This is a genomic window from Micromonospora eburnea (genome assembly GCF_900090225.1).
Taxonomy (GTDB): domain Bacteria; phylum Actinomycetota; class Actinomycetes; order Mycobacteriales; family Micromonosporaceae; genus Micromonospora; species Micromonospora eburnea.
On record NZ_FMHY01000002.1, the window covers coordinates 7,089,311 to 7,108,694 of the forward strand.

Sequence of the window (19,384 nt, forward strand, 5' to 3'; positions counted from 1 at the left end):
ACAGTGACCGATACTCCCGAGTCCACCCCGAACGAGCCGGAGACCCCGGAGACACTGGCCGCGGTCGTGCAGCACGACCGCATCGAGCCGGTCGGCCTCGAGGTCGAGATGCAGCGCTCGTACCTCGACTACGCGATGAGCGTCATCGTCGGGCGGGCCCTGCCGGACGTCCGGGACGGGCTCAAGCCGGTTCACCGCAAGATTCTCTACGCCATGTTCGACTCCGGCTACCGGCCGGACCGCGGCTACGTGAAGTGCTCCCGCGTGGTCGGCGACGTGATGGGTCAGTTCCACCCGCACGGCGACTCCCCGATCTACGACGCGTTGGTCCGGATGGCGCAGCCCTGGTCGCTGCGGTACCCGCTGGTGGACGGCAACGGCAACTTCGGTTCGCCCGGAAACGATCCGGCTGCGGCCATGCGCTACACCGAATGCAAGCTCGACCCGCTCGCCATGGAAATGATGCGGGATATCGACGAGGACACCGTCGATATGCAGGACAACTACGACGGTCGGGCCAAGGAGCCCACCATCCTGCCGTCCCGCATTCCCAACCTGCTCATCAACGGCTCCGAGGGCATCGCGGTCGGTATGGCCACCAAGATCCCGCCGCACAACCTGCGGGAGATCGGCGCGGCGGTGCAGTGGTGCCTGGAGAACCCGGAGGCCGACGAGGCGACCACCCTCGAAGCGCTGCTGGAGATCGTCAAGGGCCCGGACTTCCCGACCCACGGCCTGATCGTCGGCACCGCGGGCATCCAGGACGCGTACCGGACCGGGCGTGGCTCGATCCGGATGCGCGCCGTGGTCGAGGTCGAGGAGGACAAGCGGGGCCGCCCGGCGCTGGTGGTCAGCGAGCTGCCGTACCAGGTCAACCCGGACAACCTCGCCGAGCGGATCGCTGAGCTGATCAAGGAGGGCAAGCTCGGCGGCATCGCCGACATCCGGGATGAGTCCTCCGGGCGTACCGGCATGCGGCTGGTGCTCGTGCTCAAGCGCGACGCGGTCGCCAAGGTGGTGCTCAACAACCTCTACAAGCACACCCAGCTCCAGGAGACGTTCGGCGCCAACATGCTGGCGCTGGTCGACGGCGTGCCCCGTACGCTCAACCTGGCCCAGTTCATCCGCTACTACGTCGAGCACCAGATCGAGGTCATCCGCCGGAGGACCGCGTTCCGGCTGCGCAAGGCGGAGGAGCGAGCGCACATCCTGCGCGGTCTGGCCAAGGCGCTCGACGCGCTCGACGAGGTGATCGCCCTGATCCGGCGTTCGCCCACGGTCGAGGACGCCCGCCAGGGCCTGATCCGGCTGCTGGAGATCGACGAGATCCAGGCGACCGCGATCCTCGACATGCAGCTGCGCCGGCTGGCCGCCCTGGAGCGGCAGCGGATCCTCGACGATCTGGCCAAGCTTGAGCTGGAGATCGCCGACCTCAAGGACATCCTCGCCAAGCCGGAACGGCAGCGGAGGATCGTCTCCGAGGAACTGGGCGAGATCATCGCGAAGTGGGGCGACGACCGGCGTACCCAGATCGTGCCGTTCGACGGCGAGGTCTCGATGGAGGACCTCATCGCCCGCGAGGACGTGGTCGCCACCATCACCCGCACCGGGTACGCCAAGCGCACCAAGGTCGACCTCTACCGCTCGCAGCGGCGGGGTGGCAAGGGCGTCAGTGGCGCCACCCTCCGTCAGGACGACATCGTCAGCCATTTCTTCGTATGCTCCACGCACGACTGGATCCTGTTCTTCACCAACAAGGGTCGGGTCTACCGGGCCAAGGCGTACGAGCTTCCGGAAGCCAGTAGGGTGGCCAAGGGCCAGCACGTGGCCAATCTGCTCGCGTTCCAAGCGGACGAGCAGATCGCGCAGATCATCCAGATCCCGAACTACCAGGTGGCGCCCTACCTGGTACTTGCCACGAAGAACGGCCTGGTGAAGAAGACGCGGCTTGAGGAGTTCGACTCCAACCGATCCGGCGGCATCATCGCGATCAACCTGCGCGATGAGGACGAGCTGGTCGGTGCTGCCCTCGTGGCCCCGGAGGACGACCTGCTGCTGGTCTCCAAGAACGCCCAGGCCATCCGCTTCAACGCCACGGACGAGGCGCTGCGCCCGATGGGCCGGGCCACCTCCGGCGTCATCGGCATGCGGTTCAGCGAGGAAGACGTCCTGCTCGCCATGGAGGTCATCCGCAGCGAGGGCATGGAAGAGATGGACGTGCTCGTCGCGACGAACGGGGGATATGCGAAACGTACCCCGATCGAGGAATACCCGGTCCAGGGCCGGGGAGGTAAGGGCGTGCTGACTGCGAAGATTACTGAGCGACGCGGTGGTCTGGTCGGCGCGGTGGTGATCAGCCCGGAGGACGAGCTGTTCGCGATCACCAGCAATGGTGGTGTCATCCGGACTCCGGTGAAGCCTGTACGCCGTACGCGTGACCGGAACACAATGGGGGTCAAGCTGATGGACCTCCCGGACGGCGTGACTATCGTGGCGATTGCTCGCAATGCCGACGAGCCTGACGAACAGGACTAGTTGATGACGGAGACACAGGCGAAGTCGGGGAACAAGGGGACCTCGGCCAACCCGGTCGACGAGGAGGCCGCAAAGGGCGGTACACCAGCGACCGGCCGTGCGGCCGTGGGCCGGGCCACCGTCCCCGCCGACGCGCCTGCCCCGAAGTTCACCCGGGCCCCCGGCATGGCTCCGCCGCCGGACAAGCCCGCGGAGGATTCGGGGACGACTGAGAAGGCCGACCAGACCAAGGTCGGTGCCACGCCCTCCGCCGACGGCCCGGCCGCCCCGACGGCCACGGCGGCGAAGCCCGCCACGACCCAGCCGATCCCGACAACGGGCACGGCCCGTCCGTCGCCCGGCACGACCGGCACCCAGCCCCGCGTTGGAGCCGGCCTCGGCACCGCCACCAAGCCGTCGGACGGCGCTCGGGCCGGCGCGCCGGCGGGCCGACCGGCCAACGGCGGGGGACTGCCGCCGGGCATCAGCGGGGCCGGTGCCGTCGGGGCCGCGCGGGTGGGTGAGGCGGTACGCGCCGCGCGTAGCTCGGTCAGCTCAGCCGCGTCGCGCGGGCCGCGCCGGGCCCGGCTGAATCTCAAGCGGATCGACCCGTGGTCCGTGATGAAGTTCGCGTTCGCCGTCTCGGTGGTGCTCTTCATCGTGGTGGTTGTCGCCACCTCGGTGCTCTACCTGGCCCTGGACGCGATGGGCGTGTTCAAGAGCGTCAACGACAGCCTGACCGATCTGGTCAGCGCCAGCGGCGGCTCGAATGGCGGCGGCTTCCAGATCACCGCCAAGGGCGTGATCCTCAGCTCCGCGCTGATCGGCCTGGTCAACGTCGTGCTCTTCACCGCGCTCGCCACTCTTGGCGCGTTCGTCTACAACGTCTGCGCCGACCTGGTCGGCGGGATCGAGCTGACGCTCGCCGAGCGGGACTGATCTGCCAAGCCGGGGCGTGTCGCCGACACGCCCCGGCTTGACCACCCCGGCCTTGATCGACCGTCGCATGTTGCGGTCTCTCCTCGCCCGGACAGCCCGACCTGCCGCACACGGGGGTGGATCAGCTTCGGGCCACCCCGATTTGGGCACGGGGGAGGCGATGGGTTAACCTTGCCCGGTCGCCATGCGGGGCTATAGCTCAGTCGGTTAGAGCGCAGAGCTGATAACTCTGAGGTCGCTGGTTCGATTCCAGCTAGCCCCACCGCACGTCGTCCGACGTTAGTCGAGCGTGAGGGGTAGCCCCATGTTCAAGAAGCTGCTGATCCTGGCCGGCATCGTCGGCGTGGCCGCCGTCGTGGCCCGAAAGGTGAAGGCCTCGAACGACGAGCGCGCCCTCTGGCACGAGGCGACCACCGCACCAGACCTGCGCTGAGTCGCCGTTTTCCGGCTGCCAGCACCGGGCGGGTCCGCCCGACTCGGGGCCCTAGCTCAACTGGCAGAGCACTGCCTTTGCAAGGCAGGGGTTAGGGGTTCAAGTCCCCTGGGCTCCACCAGCACCAACATTGGCTGATCTTGCTGCGAGTACAGCCAACCCTTTTCTGAACACGCTGCCCGGCCATCCCTTGGGGCCAGGTGTTTGCGTCTTGGGCGCTCGCGGTCATCCTCGGCGGGCCGGCGGTTTTTCTGTTCGGCCGCAGCCGGCTGGAACGGATCATCTTCAACCAGCTCGCCCTGCGCCGGATCAGCGGCATCGCCGCTCTGGTTCTGCTGGCGCCACCGCTGCTTTCCGCCCGCCCCTTCTCGCCACCACCGCCGCTGGCTTCGTGCTGCTCGCCGTCGCGGACGCTTGATGCGCCGCCGTCCGCCCACTGGAGGCTCCGTCCCCCTCCGCCTAGCGGAGACAGTCTGCGTCCGGTCCGCGAGAGGTCGTTGCAGGTGCTGATCGGGACGACTGGGGTGCCGAGGTAGAGCACCCGTCAACCTGGGTCGGGTACGCCCGCATCGCCTCCAGCGGAGGGCAATTCGCCGGAGGCGCTCGCCCTGCCTGTAGCGGCCACCTACACGGTGCGGAATTTTCGGTGCGTGGCGATGTCATCCACCCGGTACAGTGTTTCCGAGTTGCGCGGGCGCAGCATCAGCGCCAGTACGGACTCCGGGATGAGGCGGGCGACTCCTGCGGCCCCCGTCCAGCTCATCCGAACCCGGGTCGTGGTGTCCGAGAGCGGCTCGAGTGCCAGGCGGATACGGGCGATGCCGAACGGCCCGGCGTGTGCTTCGAGTTCGAGTAGCCGGTTCGGCTCCATCGCGCGTACCACCGTCTGGTCCTCGATCTGCAGCGGCCACGGGCCCAACCGGTGATGGACTCGGGTGCCCACTGCGGGCCAGCCGTCATCGACGTTCCGTATGTGGGCGGCGCCGACGACCCAGCCGGCGTAGCTCCAACCATCCGCAAGCACAGCGAAGATCTGTTCGGGTCGGGTACGGATGGTCCGGCAGACCTCGATCATCACGTCTCCTCGCCTCCGGCCGTGCCATCCGCCTTCCCCGTCCAGGCGGAGGCAAACGAGGGCAGGTTCCCGCACCCGGAGTCGATCACAGTCGAGCGCCGGCGGCGGCCACCCCACCGGCCCGTCGTAGCGACCGTGGGGCGGCAGGCTAGCGTCGGGGCGTGAGTTCCGGATCCCCGCGCGTCCTGCCGGCCGCCAGCGGCATCGCTGAGGCGGCTGCCGTCCTGCGTACCGGTGGGCTGGTTGCCTTCCCCACCGAGACGGTTTACGGACTGGGCGCGAACGCGCTCGATGCCCGGGCGGCGGCGCGGATCTTCGAGGCGAAGGCGAGGCCCAGCTTCGACCCGCTGATCACTCACCTGGCCGACGCCGCCGACCTGCCCGGTTTGGTCGGCGCGGTGCCGCCGGCGGTCGCCGCGCTGGTCGACCGGTTCTGGCCCGGGCCGCTCACGTTGATCGTGGACCGGCCGGCGGCGATCCCGCCGATCGTCACCTCCGGTCTGCCGACCATGGCGGTCCGGGTGCCGGACGAGCCGTCCGCCCGGGCGCTGATCGCCGCCGCCGGGGTGCCGGTGGCTGCACCCAGCGCCAACCGGTTCGGTCAGCTCAGCCCGACCCGGGCCGAGCACGTGGTGGCCGGGCTGGGCGACGCGGTGGAGGTGGTGCTCGACGGCGGCCCGACCCGGTGCGGCATCGAGTCGACCATCGTGGACGCCCGGGGCGAACGGCCGGTGGTGCTGCGGCTCGGCGCGCTGCCGGTGGAGGCGCTGGTCGAGGCGGTCGGCCCGGTCGACGTACGACCGGGCAGCTCCGGCCAGCCGGTGGCGCCCGGGACGCTGGCCGCGCACTACGCCCCGCGTACCCCGTTGCGGTTGGGGGCGGCGGAGCCGGCGCCGGGCGACGGCGGCCGGCGCGGGTTCCTGGCCTTCCGGGAGCGCCCGGCCGGTGCCTGGGCGGCGGTGGAGGTGCTGTCGCCCGAGGGTGATCTGACCGCGGCGGCGGCGCGGCTGTTCGACGCGTTGCATCGGCTGGACGCGGCCGGGGTGACCGAGATCGTCGTCGAGCCGGTCCCGGAGGTCGGGGTGGGGCGGGCGATCAACGACCGGTTGCGGCGGGCCGCCGCAACCTGGCACTGACCGTCACAGGTCCAGCGCGCCGACCACCTGGTCGCCGCTGTGCTCGCCGGTGAGCCGGAAGCCGAGGCGGCGGTAGAAGCGTTCCGGGCCGTGCGCGCCGGGCACCCAGGTGGCGACGAGCCGGTCGGTGCCGCGGCGGCGCAACTCCTCGGCCACCGCCTCGACGGCGAAGCGACCGTACCCCCGGCCCTGCTGGTCGGCGGCGATGTTCAGCCGCCACAGCCCGGAGCGGACGTCGGCCGGGTCGTTCGCCCGCCACCGGATGTCGAGGAAGGCCATCAGGAAGCCGACCGGCCGGTCGCCGTCGACGATCAGCCGCGGCCAGGCGACGTCCGGCTGGACGTACGCCTCGGCGAGCGACCGCGCGACCGGCTCGACCAGGCCCTCCTGGTCGGGGCGGACGGCGATCGCGCAGGCGGCCAGGACGTTTTCCGTGGTGATCTTCTCCAGGCGTGGCGGCACGGCGGCACCCTAACCGCCCGGCCGCGCCGGCCTCGACCGGTTTACGGCGGCTCGGGCTGGACGGCGGGGCGCGAAACAGGGGTCAGGGGGTCAGCGGGACGGTCTCGCCGCGGTGGATGGTGCGTACCTGGCGGATGAAGCCGCGCCGCTGGGCCTCCTCGACGAAGTGGCGCAGCGGCGAGCGGAACACCGGGTAGTCGTCGTAGTGGACCGGCACGGTCAGCTTCGGCCGGATCAGTTCCACCACGTCGGCGCCCTGCCGCGCGTCCATGGTGAGCAGGATGCCGGCGACCCTGGTGCCGCCGAGGTGGATCAGCATGGCGTCGATGTCCGGAAACCGCTGGGGGATCTGCGCGAGCTGCGGGCGCCGCAGGGTATCGCCGGTGATGTAGAGGCGGAACTCGCGGTGACCGCCGCGTTCCAGGTCGACCAGTGTGCCCATCACGTCGGGCATCAGCCGGTCGAGCACACCGGGACCGTGCTGGCCGGGCAGCGCGGTCAGCCGCAGTGTCTCGTCGCCGTGGCGCAACTCGTACGACCGCCAGGTGGGCAGCCCTTCCGCCGCCCGGAAACCCCACCGGCGCAGCTTCTGTTCCGCCTGCGGCGTGGTGACGATCGGCAGTTCCCGGCCCAGCCCCCGGCGGGCCACCCGGTCGAAGTGGTCGCCGTGCAGGTGGGACAGGATCACCGCGTCCAGCGTGGGTAGCTCCGGGATGGTCAGCGCCGGGTCGGTGCTGCGCTTGGACCAGAGCCCCTTGCCGAGGTACGCCCGCTGGCCCCGATGCAGGAAGTTCGGGTCGGTGAGCAGGGTGAACCCTCCGAGCCTCAGCAGGGTGGTCGCGGTGCCGATGAAGGTCACCCGCGGTTGTTCGGTTGCCATGTTCCGGCCGTACCCCCGATCGCCGTTGCCATGCTCCGGTCGTCCGCCAGCGCCGGGTTCGGGTGTTTGCAGGGGGCCCTTTTACAACGCGAGGCGTTAATAGGGGGCCCCTCCTTTCAGCGCTGCGGCAGGCGGTCGACCAGCCGGGTGAGCGCGCCGTTGGCGAAGGTCGCGCCGAGCGCGGAGCCGGCGGCGATCGTCCAGCCCACCGGGCCGAGCGGCGTGCATCCGAAGAACTGGCTGAGCCCCGGCGTCTGCACCACCCCGACCAGTACGCCGACCGACGCGGCGGTGGAGGCGAGCACGGTGGGGCTGGTGCCGCCGGCCAGCACGGTCTGGCCGAGCTGGGTGCCGACCAGCGAGGCGAGCGCCACCGTCCCGGCCCACTGCTGCCGGCCGGTCCAGCGCGCCACCGTCCAGCCGGCGGTCGCGCCCAGCGTGGTGGCACCCGCCCGCAACGCGATCTCCCGGGTCAACGTCGCGCCGAGGGAGGTGTCCGGCCCCTCGCGCAGCAGGTGGTCGGCCCGGTCGGAGGCGGGCGCGCGGACCGCGATGGCCAGCGCCGGCACGAGGTCGGTGAGCAGGTTGACCAGGAGCAGTTGCCGTCCGGTCAGCGCGGATCGGCCGGTGGCGGCGGCGGTCAGCACGCTGAACGCGATCTCGCCGAGGTTGCCGCCGACCAGGATGCTCAACGCGTGGCGGACCGACGACCACATCGCCCGGCCCTCGACCAGCGTGGCGATGATCGTCTCCAGCCGGTCGTCGGTGACCACCAGGTCGGCGGCGGCGCGGGCGGCCGGGGTGCCGCGCTGGCCGAGCGCGATGCCCACGTCGGCCAGCCGGATCGCCGGGGCGTCGTTCGCGCCGTCGCCGGTCATCGCCACCGTGCGGCCCCGATGTTGCAGCGCCTGGATGATGCGGACCTTGTGGGCGGGGGTGCAGCGGGCCACCACGTCGGTCGCCATGAGCCGCTCGGCCAGCGCGTCGTCGTCCAGCCGGTCCAGGTCGGTCGCGGTGACCACCCGCTGCTCCCCGTGATCGGGGCTGATGGTCGCCGCGATGGCCCCGGCGGTGGCCGGGTGGTCCCCGGTGATCATGATGGCGTGCACCCCGGCCTGCCGGATCCGGCGTACGGCGGGCGCGGCGCTCTCGCGTACCCCGTCGGCGAGTGCCAGGAACCCGACGAAGACCAGGTCGGCGACCTGCTCGTCGGTTACTGCCCTGTTCTCCACCCGGCGCTCGGCGACGGCGAGGATCCGGTGCCCGGCCCGGGCCCGTTCGGCCAGCATCGCGTGCAGGGCCTTCCGGCCCGCGTCGTCGAGCGGCTGGTCGCCGCTGCTGCGCCGGGCCGTGCACCGGGGCAGCACCGATTCGGGGGCGCCCTTCACGCTGAGCAGCAGCCCGTCGGCGGTCCGTCCGACGGTGGCGTGATAGCCGCGGGAAGGCTCGAACGGCAGCCCGCCCACCGCCGTCCAGTCCGCCGCGCCGACCTGCTCCGACACCTCGGCGGTACCCGCGCCCCGGCGTACCGCCCGGTCGGTCTGTTGGGGCAGCTCGTCCGGGTCGGCCGCGGCCGGGGTGGCGCGCAGCGCCGCGGCCAGGGTCAGCCGCAGCGGCTCGTCCAGCCGGTCCGGGGCGGCGTACCGGTCGTCGCCGTCGCCCACCCCGGCCAGCAGCAGCTTGCCCTCCGTGAGGGTGCCGGTCTTGTCGAAGCAGAGCACATCCACCCGGCCCAGCGCCTCGATGGTCCGTGGGTTGCGGACCAGCGCGCCGTGCTCGGCCAGCCGCCGCGCCGCAGCCAGTTGCGCGGCGCTGACCAGGAACGGCAGCCCCTCCGGCACCGAGGCGACGGCCAGGTTCGCGGCGGTCGCCGCCGTTTCCACCAGCGGTACGCCCCGGAGCAGGCCCGCACCGGCCACCGCGATCGCCGAGCCGGCCGCCAGCGGCACGGCGGCGCTGGTCAACTTCCCGAGCCGCGACTCCACGCCGCTGGCCGGCGGGGCCTGCCGGGCCATCGCGAGACTCCGTCCCGCCTCGGTCTCCTCGCCGGTCGCCACCACGACCCCGGTGCCGTGGCCGGCGGCGACGGTGGTGCCCTCGTACAGCATGGAGTGCCGCTCGGCGACGTCCGCCGCCACCACCGGTTCGGGGCTCTTGCCGACCGGCAGGGACTCACCGGTCAGCGACGACTCGTCGGCCTCCAGCCCGTCGGAGGTGAGTAACCGGCAGTCGGCCGGCACCGCGTCGCCGGGGCCCACCGCGATAACGTCACCGCGGACCAGTTCCTCGGCGGGCACCACCTGTTCGACGCCGTCCCGAAGCACCCGGGCGGTCACCGCCGAACGGGACAGCAGCTCGGCCAGGGACCGTTCGGTGTTGCGCTGGTGCACCGCGCCGACCAGCGCCGAACCGCCGACCACCCCGCCGACCAGGGCCGCGTCGACCAGTGAGCCGAACGTGGCGGAGAGCACCGCCCCGGCGGCGAGCACCGGGGTGAGCGGGTTCGCCAGCTCGTCCACGAAGGCGCGCAGCAGCCCGGGCGGGCCGCCCCCGTCGCCGGTCGCCGACCGTCGGCGGCGTTCCGCCTCCTCGCTGGTCAGCCCGGCCGGGTCGGAGCCGAGCTGGGCCAGCACGGTCGCCGCCGGCATCAGGTGCCAGGCGGTCACCGCGGGCACCGGTGAGCGGGTGCGGTCCGGTAGCCGACGGGCCCGCAACACGCCGTGCGCGAAGGCGATCGCGGCGGCGCCGTTCACCGCGGCGAGGGTCCGGCCGGGTAGCTGAGCAGGTGCGGAGGTGAACGCGTTCAGCGCCCCCAGACCGCTGCCGGCCATCGCGATCCGGATGTTCTGCCTGGTCATCTGGCGGGCCACCCCGGTGGCGTCGATCAGCAGGGCGGGAATTCTCAGGTCGTCGCCGACCAGCAGGTGCGCGCCCCACGGCGGGAGGTCGTCCGAAGCGGCCACGCCGAGCCCGCAGTCGGCGGCGCCGAGCGCTTCGCGGTCGCCGGAGACGACCATGACGACCGCGCCGTCGCGTTGCAGGGCGCGTACCGAGTCGGCGAGTTGGGGGCCGCCGGGCACGACGAGATCCGCGAAGCCGTACCGCTCGTCGACGTCGCCGGCCACCACGAGCCGCAGGCCGGCCTGGCGGGCGGCGGTGGGCAGCAGGTCCACGCCGGGTGCCGGCTCCGGCTCGACCCGGAGCACGGCGGCCAGGGTGCCGCCGGACGCGAGGCCGAGCAGTGGTCCGTCGCTTTCCCGCAGGCGGCGGCTGTCCGGGGTGTCCCCCGGATCTTCGGCGTCGATCCGGTCCATCGGCCCGAGCCGCCAGCCGTCGGCTTCCCGTACGGCGTCGGGGGCGGCCGGGTCGAAGAGGGCGAACGCCTGAGCGGCGACCTGCGCGGTGTCCGCACCGGGCAGAGGCGCCAGGTCGGCCAGCACGCCCCGGTCCGAGCCGAGGACCGCGCTGTCCAGCAGCACCGTGTCGATCCGGTCCAGCTCCCGCAGCACGCTGCGGTCCATCGCGATGACGCCGCGCCGGGCCAGCATCTGGCCGAGTTGGGCGGCGTAGCCCTCCCGTCCGGCGCCCGGCGCCTTCGGCAGTGAGGAGATGGCCACCGACGCGGCTCGTTTGCCACCGGCCACCGGGAGTGTCGCCGCGCCGGCCGCGGCCCCGGCGGCGAGCACCCGGGTCACGTACCGCTCGGCCGGGCCGTCGGGCCTCGGGCAGGGACGTTGCCCCTTCGGCACCCGGGCCACCGCGCGGTCCGGGTCCCCGGTCAGCCGCGGCTCCGCCTTGGTCCAGGTAACGAGCTGCGCCCGCGCCTCGCCCCACTGCACCACCCGCTGCGCGCCGTCCAGAACGATCCCGGCCCAGCCGCCGGTGAGGCCCTGCACGACCGCCTCGACGAGCGGGAAGAACAGGTCGGCGCGGGGGTCCGCGCGCAGCCCCCGGTCGGCCAGCGCGTGCAGCTTCGGGTGCAGGTCGATCGCGGTGAGGAGGCCGTTCACCTCGGCGGGTAACGGGGTGAACGGCAGGATCCGGGTGGCCGCCGAGATGGTCAGGCCGAGCGCGTCGGAGGCCAGCGCGCCCAAGGTACGCGGCGTGCGGGGGCCCTCCTCTGGCGGGTGCGGCGGCGGGATCTCCGCGTCCGGTTCGTACGGGCAGACCCGCTCTGTCTGGGCGATCGTGGCGATCAGCTCGCGTAGCTTCGGCTTCGGCTCCTGAACCGCCACCACCACCCGGCCGGTGGGCGCGTTGACCCGGGCCCAGGCGACGCCGGGCATCCGTTCGAGCGCCTGCTCGACCTGCCGGGCCAGCCGGTCCCCGCGGTCCTGGCAGACGCCGTGCACCTCGATGTGGTGCCGGCCGTCCCGGGTCCAGACCCGGCGGCGGGTCAGCCCGACGAACCGGGCCAGCTTGGTCGCCGCCGTGCCCACGCTCCCCGCGGCCTCGGTGACGCCGTGCGGCACGGCGGCCTGGGCGACGTTCCCCACGACGGCGCCGCCGGCCCGGGCCGCGCCGGGCGCGACGGCGACGACGGTACGTGCGACCCGCGCGACGGCGTCCGGTACGGCCACCGGCGACAGCAGGAGGCCGGCGTAGCGGCCCAGCGAGGTCATCGAGGGATACGGCCGAGCCGCCGGCCCCGCTCCCCGGTGCGCCGGTCGCCGCATTTGCCGTACGTCATGCTCGCCTCCCGCGCTCGTCCCAGGGGGTCCGACTTCCCGGCGTCGCGTCCGTTATGCCCCTCTGGCGGGGGAAGTTTCCCCGCTGGCCGAGGCATGGACGGGTTCCCCAGTGGAATGCCGACTCGTACGCCGATGTGTCGTCGGAACCGGGGAGGCGGAATGAGCACGCTGACGCGAAACCTCAGCGAGACACACGAGATGATCAAGACGTACTGCCGGCGGGTGGAGATCCCGGTGCTGGGCGAGGTGGCGGTGCCGCCGCCGGACAGGCTGGCCTACTACGCGGGGCTGGGCGTGCTCGCCGCGTTCCAGGTGATCGAATGGCCGTTGGCCCTGGTGATCACCGCCGGTCACCTGCTGGCCGACCAGCACCTCTCCGGGGTGGTCCGGGGTCTGGGCCAGGCGTTGCAGTCGGCCTGACGAGACGGGGCTCACGGTTGACATAAATCCGGGTTGAGGTCTGATGCTTGAGCCCATGTCGACCGCACGTACGCCGGGCCGCCGGTGACCGCCACCGCCGGGCCGGCGGCCCCACCCGCGCATCTGTATTCGCCGCGCCTGCGCGCGATGACCGTGGGCAGCGTCGCCCTGGTCTCGCTGCTCGCGTTCGAGGCCCTCGCCGTGGGCACCGCGATGCCCACGGTCGCCCGCAGCCTGGACGGGCTGTCCCTGTACGGGCTCGCCTTCGGCGGCACGTTCGCCGCCGGCGTGGTGGCCATGGTCGTCTCCGGCATCTGGTGCGATGCGCGGGGACCTCGCGCACCGATGTGGCACGGGGTCGCCTGGTTCGTGGCGGGGCTGGTCGTCGCGGGTGCCGCCCCGACGATGGGGGTGCTGGTCGCCGGCCGGGTGGTGCAGGGCTTCGGCTCGGGCCTGCTCTCCGTGGCGCTGTACGTGATCGTCGGGCAGGCGTACCCGGAGGAGTTGCGGCGGCGGGTCTTCGCCGCGTTCGCCGCGGCCTGGGTTGTGCCGTCGCTGGTCGGTCCGGCGCTGGCCGGCCTGATCGTCGAGCACCTGGGCTGGCGCTGGGTCTTCCTGGCGGTGCCGGTGGTCGCGGTGCCGGCGGTGCTGTTGATCCAGCCGGGGCTGCGTGCGTTGGGCGCGGCGGTCCCGGTCCGGCCGCCGACTGGAGCGCTGGCCCGGATCGGTTGGGCCTGCGGGGCGGGGGCGAGCGCCGCACTGCTGCACCACGGGGGGCAGCAGCGCGGCGTGCCCGCCGCCGTGTTGGTGGCGGTGGCGCTGGCCGGGCTGCTGGTCTGCGTCCCGCGCCTGCTGCCGGCCGGCTTCCTGCGGGCCGCGCGGGGGCTGCCCACGGTGATCGGCCTGCGCGGTCTCGCCTCGGCGGCGTTCGCCGGGACGGAGGTGGTGCTTCCGCTGATGCTCTCCCGGGAGCGCGGTTTCTCGCCGACCGCGGCCGGTCTGCTGCTGACCGTCGGCTCGATCTCCTGGTCGGTGGGCTCGTGGTTGCAGGGCCGGATGGCCTCGCCGCGTTCCACGGCCACGCTGCCCCGGGCCGGGCTGGGCTGCATCACCCTCGGTACGGCCGGCGTGGCGGTGGCCGCGCTGCCGGGCGTGCCGGTGGCGCTGGTGGTGGTCGCCTGGGCCGTGGCCGGCCTCGGTATGGGGTTGCTCTATCCGTCCCTGTCGGTGCTCACCCTGGCGCTGTCCGCACCGGACGAGCAGGGGCGCAACAGCTCGGCGCTGCAACTGGGCGACTCGCTGGCCGCCGCCACCGTGCTGGCGCTGACCGGTGCCGTGCTGGCGGCGGGATCGGCACCCGGCCCGGCGAGCTACGCCGTCACCCTGTCCGTGGCCGCCGGCTGTGGTCTCCTCGGCCTCCTGCTCGCCGGCCGGGTGGTGGTACGTCCGGCGGCTCCCTGACCGACCACGCCCGCCGAGCCGGGATCGTGCTCGATCCTGGATCTGGTGGCCTTCCGGTCGCTCCGAGGCCACCACTTCCTGGTTCGAGCTCGGCCCACCGTCACGAACGGCGACGGCGTCTCGTCCTCGGGGCAGGCATGGGAGGGGACGGGTGATGAGGGTTCTGGTAACCGGGGCGAGTGGCCAGCTCGGGCGGGAGGTGCTGCCGCGACTGCGGGACGGCGGGCACACGGTGCGGGCGGTGAGCCGGCGTCCCCGAGAGGACTCCACGGTGGAGTGGATGGCGGCCGACCTCGCCACCGGCGACGGGCTGGCCGCGGCGGTGGACGGGGTGGAGGCGGTGCTCCACCTGGCCTCCTCGCCGGTCCGTCGTACCCACGCGGTCGACGTGCTGGGCACCGGCCGGCTGGTGGCCGCCGCGGACCGTGCCGGCGTGGGACATCTGGTGTACGTCTCGATCGTCGGGGTCGACCGGGTGCCGTTCGGTTACTACCGGCACAAGCTCGCGGCCGAGCAGGTGGTGGCGGCCGGCCCGGTGCCGTGGAGCGTGCTGCGGGCGACCCAGTTTCCGGAGTTCCTGGAGGGGCTGCTGCGTGGTGCCAGCCGGCTCGGGCCGGTGATCGGTGACCCGGCCGTGGTTGCCCAGCCGGTCGACTCCGGTGAGGTGGCGAGCCGGCTCGTCGCGATGCTGGCCGCCGGCCCGTCGTACGCGGTCGCGGAGTTCGGCGGCCCGCAGGTGCTCCGCTTCGACGAGGCGGTACGGACGTGGCGGGCCGCCCGTGGATCCCACCGCCCGCTGCTGCCGGTACGGATCCCGGGGCGGTTCGGTCGGGCGTTGCGGTCCGGCGGGCTCACCACCACGGTCACCCCGACCGGCACCCGGACCTGGGCGGAGCACCTCGCGGACACGTACGGGGGAACCGGCCGAAGATGAAAGCTGCGGCGGTTCACATTCGCCTTACCGTGACCGCATGCTGGTTTTCATCACCACGGTGGTCCTCTACGTGTTCGGTTTCGTCTTCCTGTACGGCGTGATCCGGCTCGGCGTCCGGCACGGCATCGAGGACGTCGAGGCGCACCGCGCCCAGATGGCCCGAGCCGAGCAACTCGCGGTCCACCAGGATCGGACGTTCGCCCGCGAGAACGCCTTCCTCACCGGCAGCTGACGCGCCTTCCGCAAGCTTCGGTCCCCCGGGAGCCCGCGATGTGCTGCACTGTGAGTCGCCCCTACCGGCGCACGGCGGTTCGGTCGGAACGCCGATGGGCGGAGCCGGCTGACGGGTGCGAGGATCGCATCCGTGATGGGGACGCTGAAGACCGAACCTGCCCGTACCCGCCTGGACCTGCTGGCCCCGCCGGTCGCCGCCGCGATCGGAGGGTGGCCGGGTGAGGCGCCGGTGGACGTCGACGACGTGCTGGTCGCCCCGATCGACGCCGAGCTGGCCGACACGGCCGCGTTCTGCGCCGCGTACGAGGTGGGGCTGGACGAGTCGGCGAACTGCGTGGTGGTGGCCGGCAAGCGGGGTGGCGAGACCCGGTACGCCGCCTGCGTCGTACTCGCCACCACCCGGGCCGACGTGAACGGCGTGGTCCGCCGGATGCTGGACGTACGCAAGGCGAGTTTCGCGCCGATGGCCGACGCCGTCGAGCTGACCGGGATGGAGTACGGCGGGATCACCCCGATCGGGCTGCCGGAGGAATGGCCGATTCTGGTCGACTCGCGGGTGGTGGCCACCCCGCATGTGATCATCGGGTCCGGCGTACGGCACAGCAAGATCGCGCTGCCGGGGCCGGCGCTCGGCGTGCTGCCAGGGGCGACGGTGGTGGAGGACCTGGCCAAACCGGCCTAGGTAGTCAGTATCATCGATCTTGTTTCACGTGAAACAAGATCGATGATGGTCACTCGGCTGATTCTCGATGGTCGGCCTCGCGTTGCTCGACCTCGCGCAGGGCGGCGAGCAGGGTCTCCGGCTCCTGGGCGCCGGTGACGGCGTACTTGCCGGCCAGCACGAAGGTCGGCACGCTGGAGACGCCGATCTGGTGCGCGGTGGCCAGTTCGGCCGCCACCTCACGCCGGCCCAGGTTCGACTCCAGGTGATCGCGGGTCTCGGCCTCGTCCAGGCCGGCCTCGGCGGCCAGCTTGACCAGCGCGTCCGTCGACCCGATGTCCACGCCGTCGTGGAAGTGCGCCCGGTAGAGCGCCTCGACCAGCTCGGCGGCCCGGCCCCGCTCGGTGGCGTACCGGATCAGCCGGTGCGCCTCGAAGGTGTTGGCCTGCACCGCCCGGTCGAAGCGCAGGTCGAGGCCCACGCCCGCGGCGACCTGGGTGACGTGGGTGAACATCTCCTCGGCCCGCTCCCGGCCGCCGAACTTCGCGGCCAGCGCCTCGACCAGCGGCTTCGGCTCGGTCACCGGCGTCGGGTCGAGCTGGAACGGCCGGAACCGGACGGTCACCTCGCCGTCGTACGACTCCAGCGCCTGCTCCAGCCGGCGCTTGCCGATCCAGCACCACGGGCAGACGACGTCGGCGTAGATCTCGATCTCCATGATCGGAGACAACCCGTCGATCAGGAAATCTGTTCCCGGACCTGGCGCTTGAGTCGGGCCAGGATCGCGTTGCCGCCGCGTACCCGCAACGGGCTGATCGCCTGGGCCAGCCCCATCCGCTGGTAGAGGTCGTCCGGGACGGCCAGCACCTCCTCGGCGCTCGCCCCGGCCAGCCCCTCGGCGAGGATGCCGGCGAAGGCGCGCGTGGTCGGCGCCTCCGGCGGGCAGTCGAAGACCGTGGTCACCGTCCGGTCCGGATTGACCTCGGCGCGGAGGAAGAAGGCGGTCTGGCACTCGGGCACCTGCTCCAGCTCCGCCCGGTCCACGCCGGCCGGCAGGGGCGGGACGACGTCGGCGTACTCAAGGAGCATCTCCAGCACCACGTCGCGGGGCGCGCCCGTGAACTCGTCGACGATCTCGGCCAGCTTGCTCGGCATCTCGGGCACCCCCTGAGGTTAGCCGTGCCCTCCGGGCACCTGTTCCAGGGCGAGGTGCCGGGCCAGGTCGCCGAGGGAGACGATGCCGACCAGCTTGCGTTCGCCGTCGCAGACCAGCACCCGCCTGATGTTGCGCTCCCGCATCAGGGTGGCCGCCTCGCTCAGGGTGGCCTGCTGCTCGATCATCACCACCTCACGGTTGATGATCGAGCCGATCATGGTGGTCACCGGGTCGGCCCGCTCGGCCACCGCCCGGACGACGATGTCGCGGTCGGTCAACATGCCGGCGAGCGTCGCCCCATCGGTGACCACCACGTCGCCGATGTCGGACTCCCTCATCACCCTGGCCGCCTCCTCCAGGGCGGTCTCCGCCGGCAGGTAGACCACCTGCCTTGTCATCACGTCGCTGACCCGGAACATGAGCCCTCCGAAACACCTCGGCCGATCCGACAGCGGTACCCCGTGGCGGGTCCGTTACACCCGGTCCTGGCGCGTCCCGCGTACCTCGTCGAGCAGGCGCTCGACCAGGCCGTCCACCGGCAGCTCGACCCGCTCGCCGGAGGCCCGGTCGCGCAGCTCGACGTACCCCTCGGCGAGACGACGGCCGACCACGACGGCGCGCGGGATGCCGACCAGTTCGGCGTCGGTGAACTTCACCCCGGCCGAGACGTGCGTGCGGTCGTCGACCAGCACCCGCAGGCCGGCGGCGGAGAGCCGTCCGCCGAGATCCAGCGCCGCGTCGAGCTGCGGCCCCTTCCCGGCAGCCACCAGGTGTACGTCGCACGGCGCGACCGCCGCCGGCCAGACCAGCCCCCGGTCGTCGTGGTGCTGCTCGGCCACCGCCGCGACCGCCCGGGACACCCCGATGCCGTAGCAGCCCATGGTGGGCCGGACCGGCTTGCCCTCCGGGCCGAGTACGTCGACCGCGAAGGCGTCGGTGAACCGGCGGCCGAGCTGGAAGATGTGCCCCACCTCGATGCCCCTCCGCATGGTCAGCTCGCCGCCGGCGCAGGCCGGGCAGGGGTCGCCGGGACGCACCTCGGCGGCCTCGATCGTGCCGTCCGGGGTGAAGTCGCGCCCACAGACCACGTCGACCGCGTGCCGGCCGGGCTCGTTCGCCCCGGTCAGCCAGGCGGTGCCGGTGACCACCCGCGGGTCGACCAGGTAGCGGATGCCGTGCTTGGCGAGGATCTGCGGCCCGAGGTAACCGCGGATCAGCTCGGGGTGGGCCGCCCAGTCCTCGAAGACGGTCACCGTGGCCGGATGCACCGCGGCCGCCACCCGCTTGAGGTCCACCTCACGGTCGCCCGGCAGGCCGATCACCAGCAGCTCGCCACTTTCCGCGCCCGGCCGGCGGACGGTGAGCACCACGTTCTTCAACGTGTCGGCGGCGGTCCAGTCCGTCCGGCCGCCGAGGGCGCGGGTGTTCGCCAGCTCGACCAGCGAGGCGATGGTCGGCGTCTCCGGGGTGTCGTGCACCTCCGTCGCCGGGTACGCGGCCGGGTCGCCAGCGGCCGGCGCGCGGGTCACCACCGCCTCGGTGTTGGCCGCGTAGTCGCATTCGGTGCAGCCGACGAAGGTGTCCTCACCGACCGGGGTCGCGGCCAGAAACTCCTCCGATGCCGAGCCGCCCATCGCCCCGGACATCGCGTGCACCACCGTGAAGTCCAGCCCGAGCTTCTCGAAGATCTTCGTGTAGGCCCGGCGGTGCCGGTCGTAGGCCGCCTGGAGCCCTGCCTCGTCCAGGTCGAACGAGTAGGCGTCCTTCATCAGGAACTCGCGCCCACGCAGCACGCCGGCCCGGGGCCGGGCCTCGTCCCGGAACTTCGTCTGGATCTGGAACAGCGTCACCGGGAAGTCCCGGTACGAGGTAAAGAGGTCCTTCACCAGCAGCGCGGCCATCTCCTCGTGCGTCGGGGCGAGCAGGTGCTCGGCGCCCTTCCGGTCGGCCAGGGTGAAGATGTCGTCGCCGTACTCCGTCCACCGCCCGCTGGTCCGGTACGGCTCGGCCGGCAGCAGCGCCGGGAAGTGCACCTCCTGGTCGCCGATCGCCGCCATCTCCGACCGGACGATCTCCGTCACCCGGTCCAGCACCAGCTTGCCCAGTGGCAGCCAGGTGTAGCCGCCGGGTGCGGCACGGCGGACGTAGCCGGCGCGGAGCAAGAGCCGGTGGCTCGGCACCTCCGCGTCGGCCGGGTCCTCGCGCAGGGTCCGGAGCAGCAGAGTCGACATGCGCAGCAGCATTGCCGCAGCGTACGACGGGCAGGCCGGCCCGGCGATCCCATTCCGGGCGGATTGCTTGATCGACTCCGTATTGCGCACGTTGCGGTATCCGACCGACGTGAACACCGCCATGTCGCGTACCTGGAGTGGATCAAGTTACGTGACT

At 72.5% G+C, this 19,384-nt stretch carries 17 protein-coding genes and 2 tRNA genes; 11 read left to right on the forward strand and 8 right to left on the reverse strand.

From position 1 onward, the window contains the following. Positions 1–3: 3 nt before the first annotated feature. The 5 genes from gyrA (at position 4) to GA0070604_RS31175 (ending at position 4,007) form a co-directional block, all read left to right on the forward strand. Positions 4–2,535, forward strand: coding sequence for a DNA gyrase subunit A (gene gyrA / locus GA0070604_RS31160; protein ID WP_091126712.1), 2,532 nt, complete (start codon positions 4–6; stop codon positions 2,533–2,535). A gap of 3 nt (positions 2,536–2,538) precedes the next feature. After that, entirely contained in the window at positions 2,539–3,453 is a 915-nt protein-coding gene (locus GA0070604_RS31165; protein WP_091126714.1) for a DUF3566 domain-containing protein, read from the forward strand. Positions 3,454–3,641: 188 nt separating this feature from the next. Then, a tRNA-Ile gene (locus GA0070604_RS31170) sits at positions 3,642–3,715 on the forward strand. Positions 3,716–3,757: 42 nt separating this feature from the next. Further along, positions 3,758–3,886 carry a DLW-39 family protein gene (locus GA0070604_RS33835; RefSeq protein WP_231920970.1) on the forward strand — a complete coding sequence of 43 codons (129 nt, stop codon included), beginning with the start codon at positions 3,758–3,760 and terminating at the stop codon, positions 3,884–3,886. Positions 3,887–3,931: 45 nt separating this feature from the next. Continuing rightward, positions 3,932–4,007 (forward strand) — tRNA-Ala (locus tag GA0070604_RS31175). Positions 4,008–4,511: 504 nt separating this feature from the next. On the opposite strand, the gene GA0070604_RS31180 is transcribed toward GA0070604_RS31175, so the two are convergent. After that, positions 4,512–4,961, reverse strand: a complete 450-nt coding sequence (locus GA0070604_RS31180) for an SRPBCC family protein (RefSeq protein ID WP_091126717.1) — start codon at positions 4,959–4,961, stop codon at positions 4,512–4,514. Between the two features lie 185 nt (positions 4,962–5,146). Here GA0070604_RS31180 and GA0070604_RS31185 point away from each other — a divergent pair, with 185 nt between their 5' ends. Continuing rightward, a complete protein-coding gene (locus tag GA0070604_RS31185; RefSeq protein WP_091127545.1) occupies positions 5,147–6,097 on the forward strand; it encodes an L-threonylcarbamoyladenylate synthase in 951 nt (316 codons plus the stop codon). A 3-nt stretch (positions 6,098–6,100) separates the two neighbouring features. Here GA0070604_RS31185 and GA0070604_RS31190 read toward each other — a convergent pair whose 3' ends face one another. The 3 genes from GA0070604_RS31190 to GA0070604_RS31200 form a co-directional block, all read right to left on the reverse strand. After that, the gene (locus tag GA0070604_RS31190; protein ID WP_091126721.1) at positions 6,101–6,559 is read right to left on the reverse strand and encodes a GNAT family N-acetyltransferase; all 459 of its coding nucleotides are present in this window, start codon (positions 6,557–6,559) and stop codon (positions 6,101–6,103) included. An 82-nt stretch (positions 6,560–6,641) separates the two neighbouring features. Next, positions 6,642–7,439, reverse strand: coding sequence for an MBL fold metallo-hydrolase (locus tag GA0070604_RS31195; protein WP_091126724.1), 798 nt, complete (start codon positions 7,437–7,439; stop codon positions 6,642–6,644). A 116-nt stretch (positions 7,440–7,555) separates the two neighbouring features. After that, entirely contained in the window at positions 7,556–12,061 is a 4,506-nt protein-coding gene (locus GA0070604_RS31200) for an HAD-IC family P-type ATPase (RefSeq protein ID WP_091126731.1), read from the reverse strand. Positions 12,062–12,289: 228 nt separating this feature from the next. Here GA0070604_RS31200 and GA0070604_RS31205 point away from each other — a divergent pair, with 228 nt between their 5' ends. The 5 genes from GA0070604_RS31205 to GA0070604_RS31225 all read left to right on the forward strand — a co-directional run bounded on the left by GA0070604_RS31205 (position 12,290) and on the right by GA0070604_RS31225 (position 15,861). Then, positions 12,290–12,550, forward strand: coding sequence for a hypothetical protein (locus tag GA0070604_RS31205; RefSeq protein ID WP_208602203.1), 261 nt, complete (start codon positions 12,290–12,292; stop codon positions 12,548–12,550). Between the two features lie 84 nt (positions 12,551–12,634). Then, entirely contained in the window at positions 12,635–14,011 is a 1,377-nt protein-coding gene (locus GA0070604_RS31210) for an MFS transporter (protein WP_244162135.1), read from the forward strand. A 154-nt stretch (positions 14,012–14,165) separates the two neighbouring features. Next, complete coding sequence (locus GA0070604_RS31215; RefSeq protein ID WP_091126736.1) at positions 14,166–14,945, forward strand: SDR family oxidoreductase; 780 nt, start codon at positions 14,166–14,168, stop codon at positions 14,943–14,945. Between the two features lie 37 nt (positions 14,946–14,982). Then, positions 14,983–15,177, forward strand: a complete 195-nt coding sequence (locus GA0070604_RS31220; protein WP_091126738.1) for a hypothetical protein — start codon at positions 14,983–14,985, stop codon at positions 15,175–15,177. Between the two features lie 135 nt (positions 15,178–15,312). Beyond that, the gene (locus GA0070604_RS31225) at positions 15,313–15,861 is read left to right on the forward strand and encodes a YbaK/EbsC family protein (protein ID WP_091126740.1); all 549 of its coding nucleotides are present in this window, start codon (positions 15,313–15,315) and stop codon (positions 15,859–15,861) included. Positions 15,862–15,910: 49 nt separating this feature from the next. On the opposite strand, the gene GA0070604_RS31230 is transcribed toward GA0070604_RS31225, so the two are convergent. From GA0070604_RS31230 to GA0070604_RS31245, 4 genes are read right to left on the reverse strand one after another with little or no spacing between them, the layout of a single operon-like run. Then, the gene (locus GA0070604_RS31230; RefSeq protein ID WP_091126743.1) at positions 15,911–16,558 is read right to left on the reverse strand and encodes a DsbA family oxidoreductase; all 648 of its coding nucleotides are present in this window, start codon (positions 16,556–16,558) and stop codon (positions 15,911–15,913) included. Positions 16,559–16,578: 20 nt separating this feature from the next. Then, positions 16,579–17,004 carry a SufE family protein gene (locus tag GA0070604_RS31235; protein ID WP_091126746.1) on the reverse strand — a complete coding sequence of 142 codons (426 nt, stop codon included), beginning with the start codon at positions 17,002–17,004 and terminating at the stop codon, positions 16,579–16,581. Between the two features lie 9 nt (positions 17,005–17,013). Then, entirely contained in the window at positions 17,014–17,415 is a 402-nt protein-coding gene (locus GA0070604_RS31240) for a CBS domain-containing protein (protein ID WP_091126748.1), read from the reverse strand. 54 nt (positions 17,416–17,469) lie between these two features. After that, the gene (locus GA0070604_RS31245) at positions 17,470–19,239 is read right to left on the reverse strand and encodes a proline--tRNA ligase (RefSeq protein ID WP_091127547.1); all 1,770 of its coding nucleotides are present in this window, start codon (positions 19,237–19,239) and stop codon (positions 17,470–17,472) included. Between the last annotated feature and the right edge of the window lie 145 nt (positions 19,240–19,384).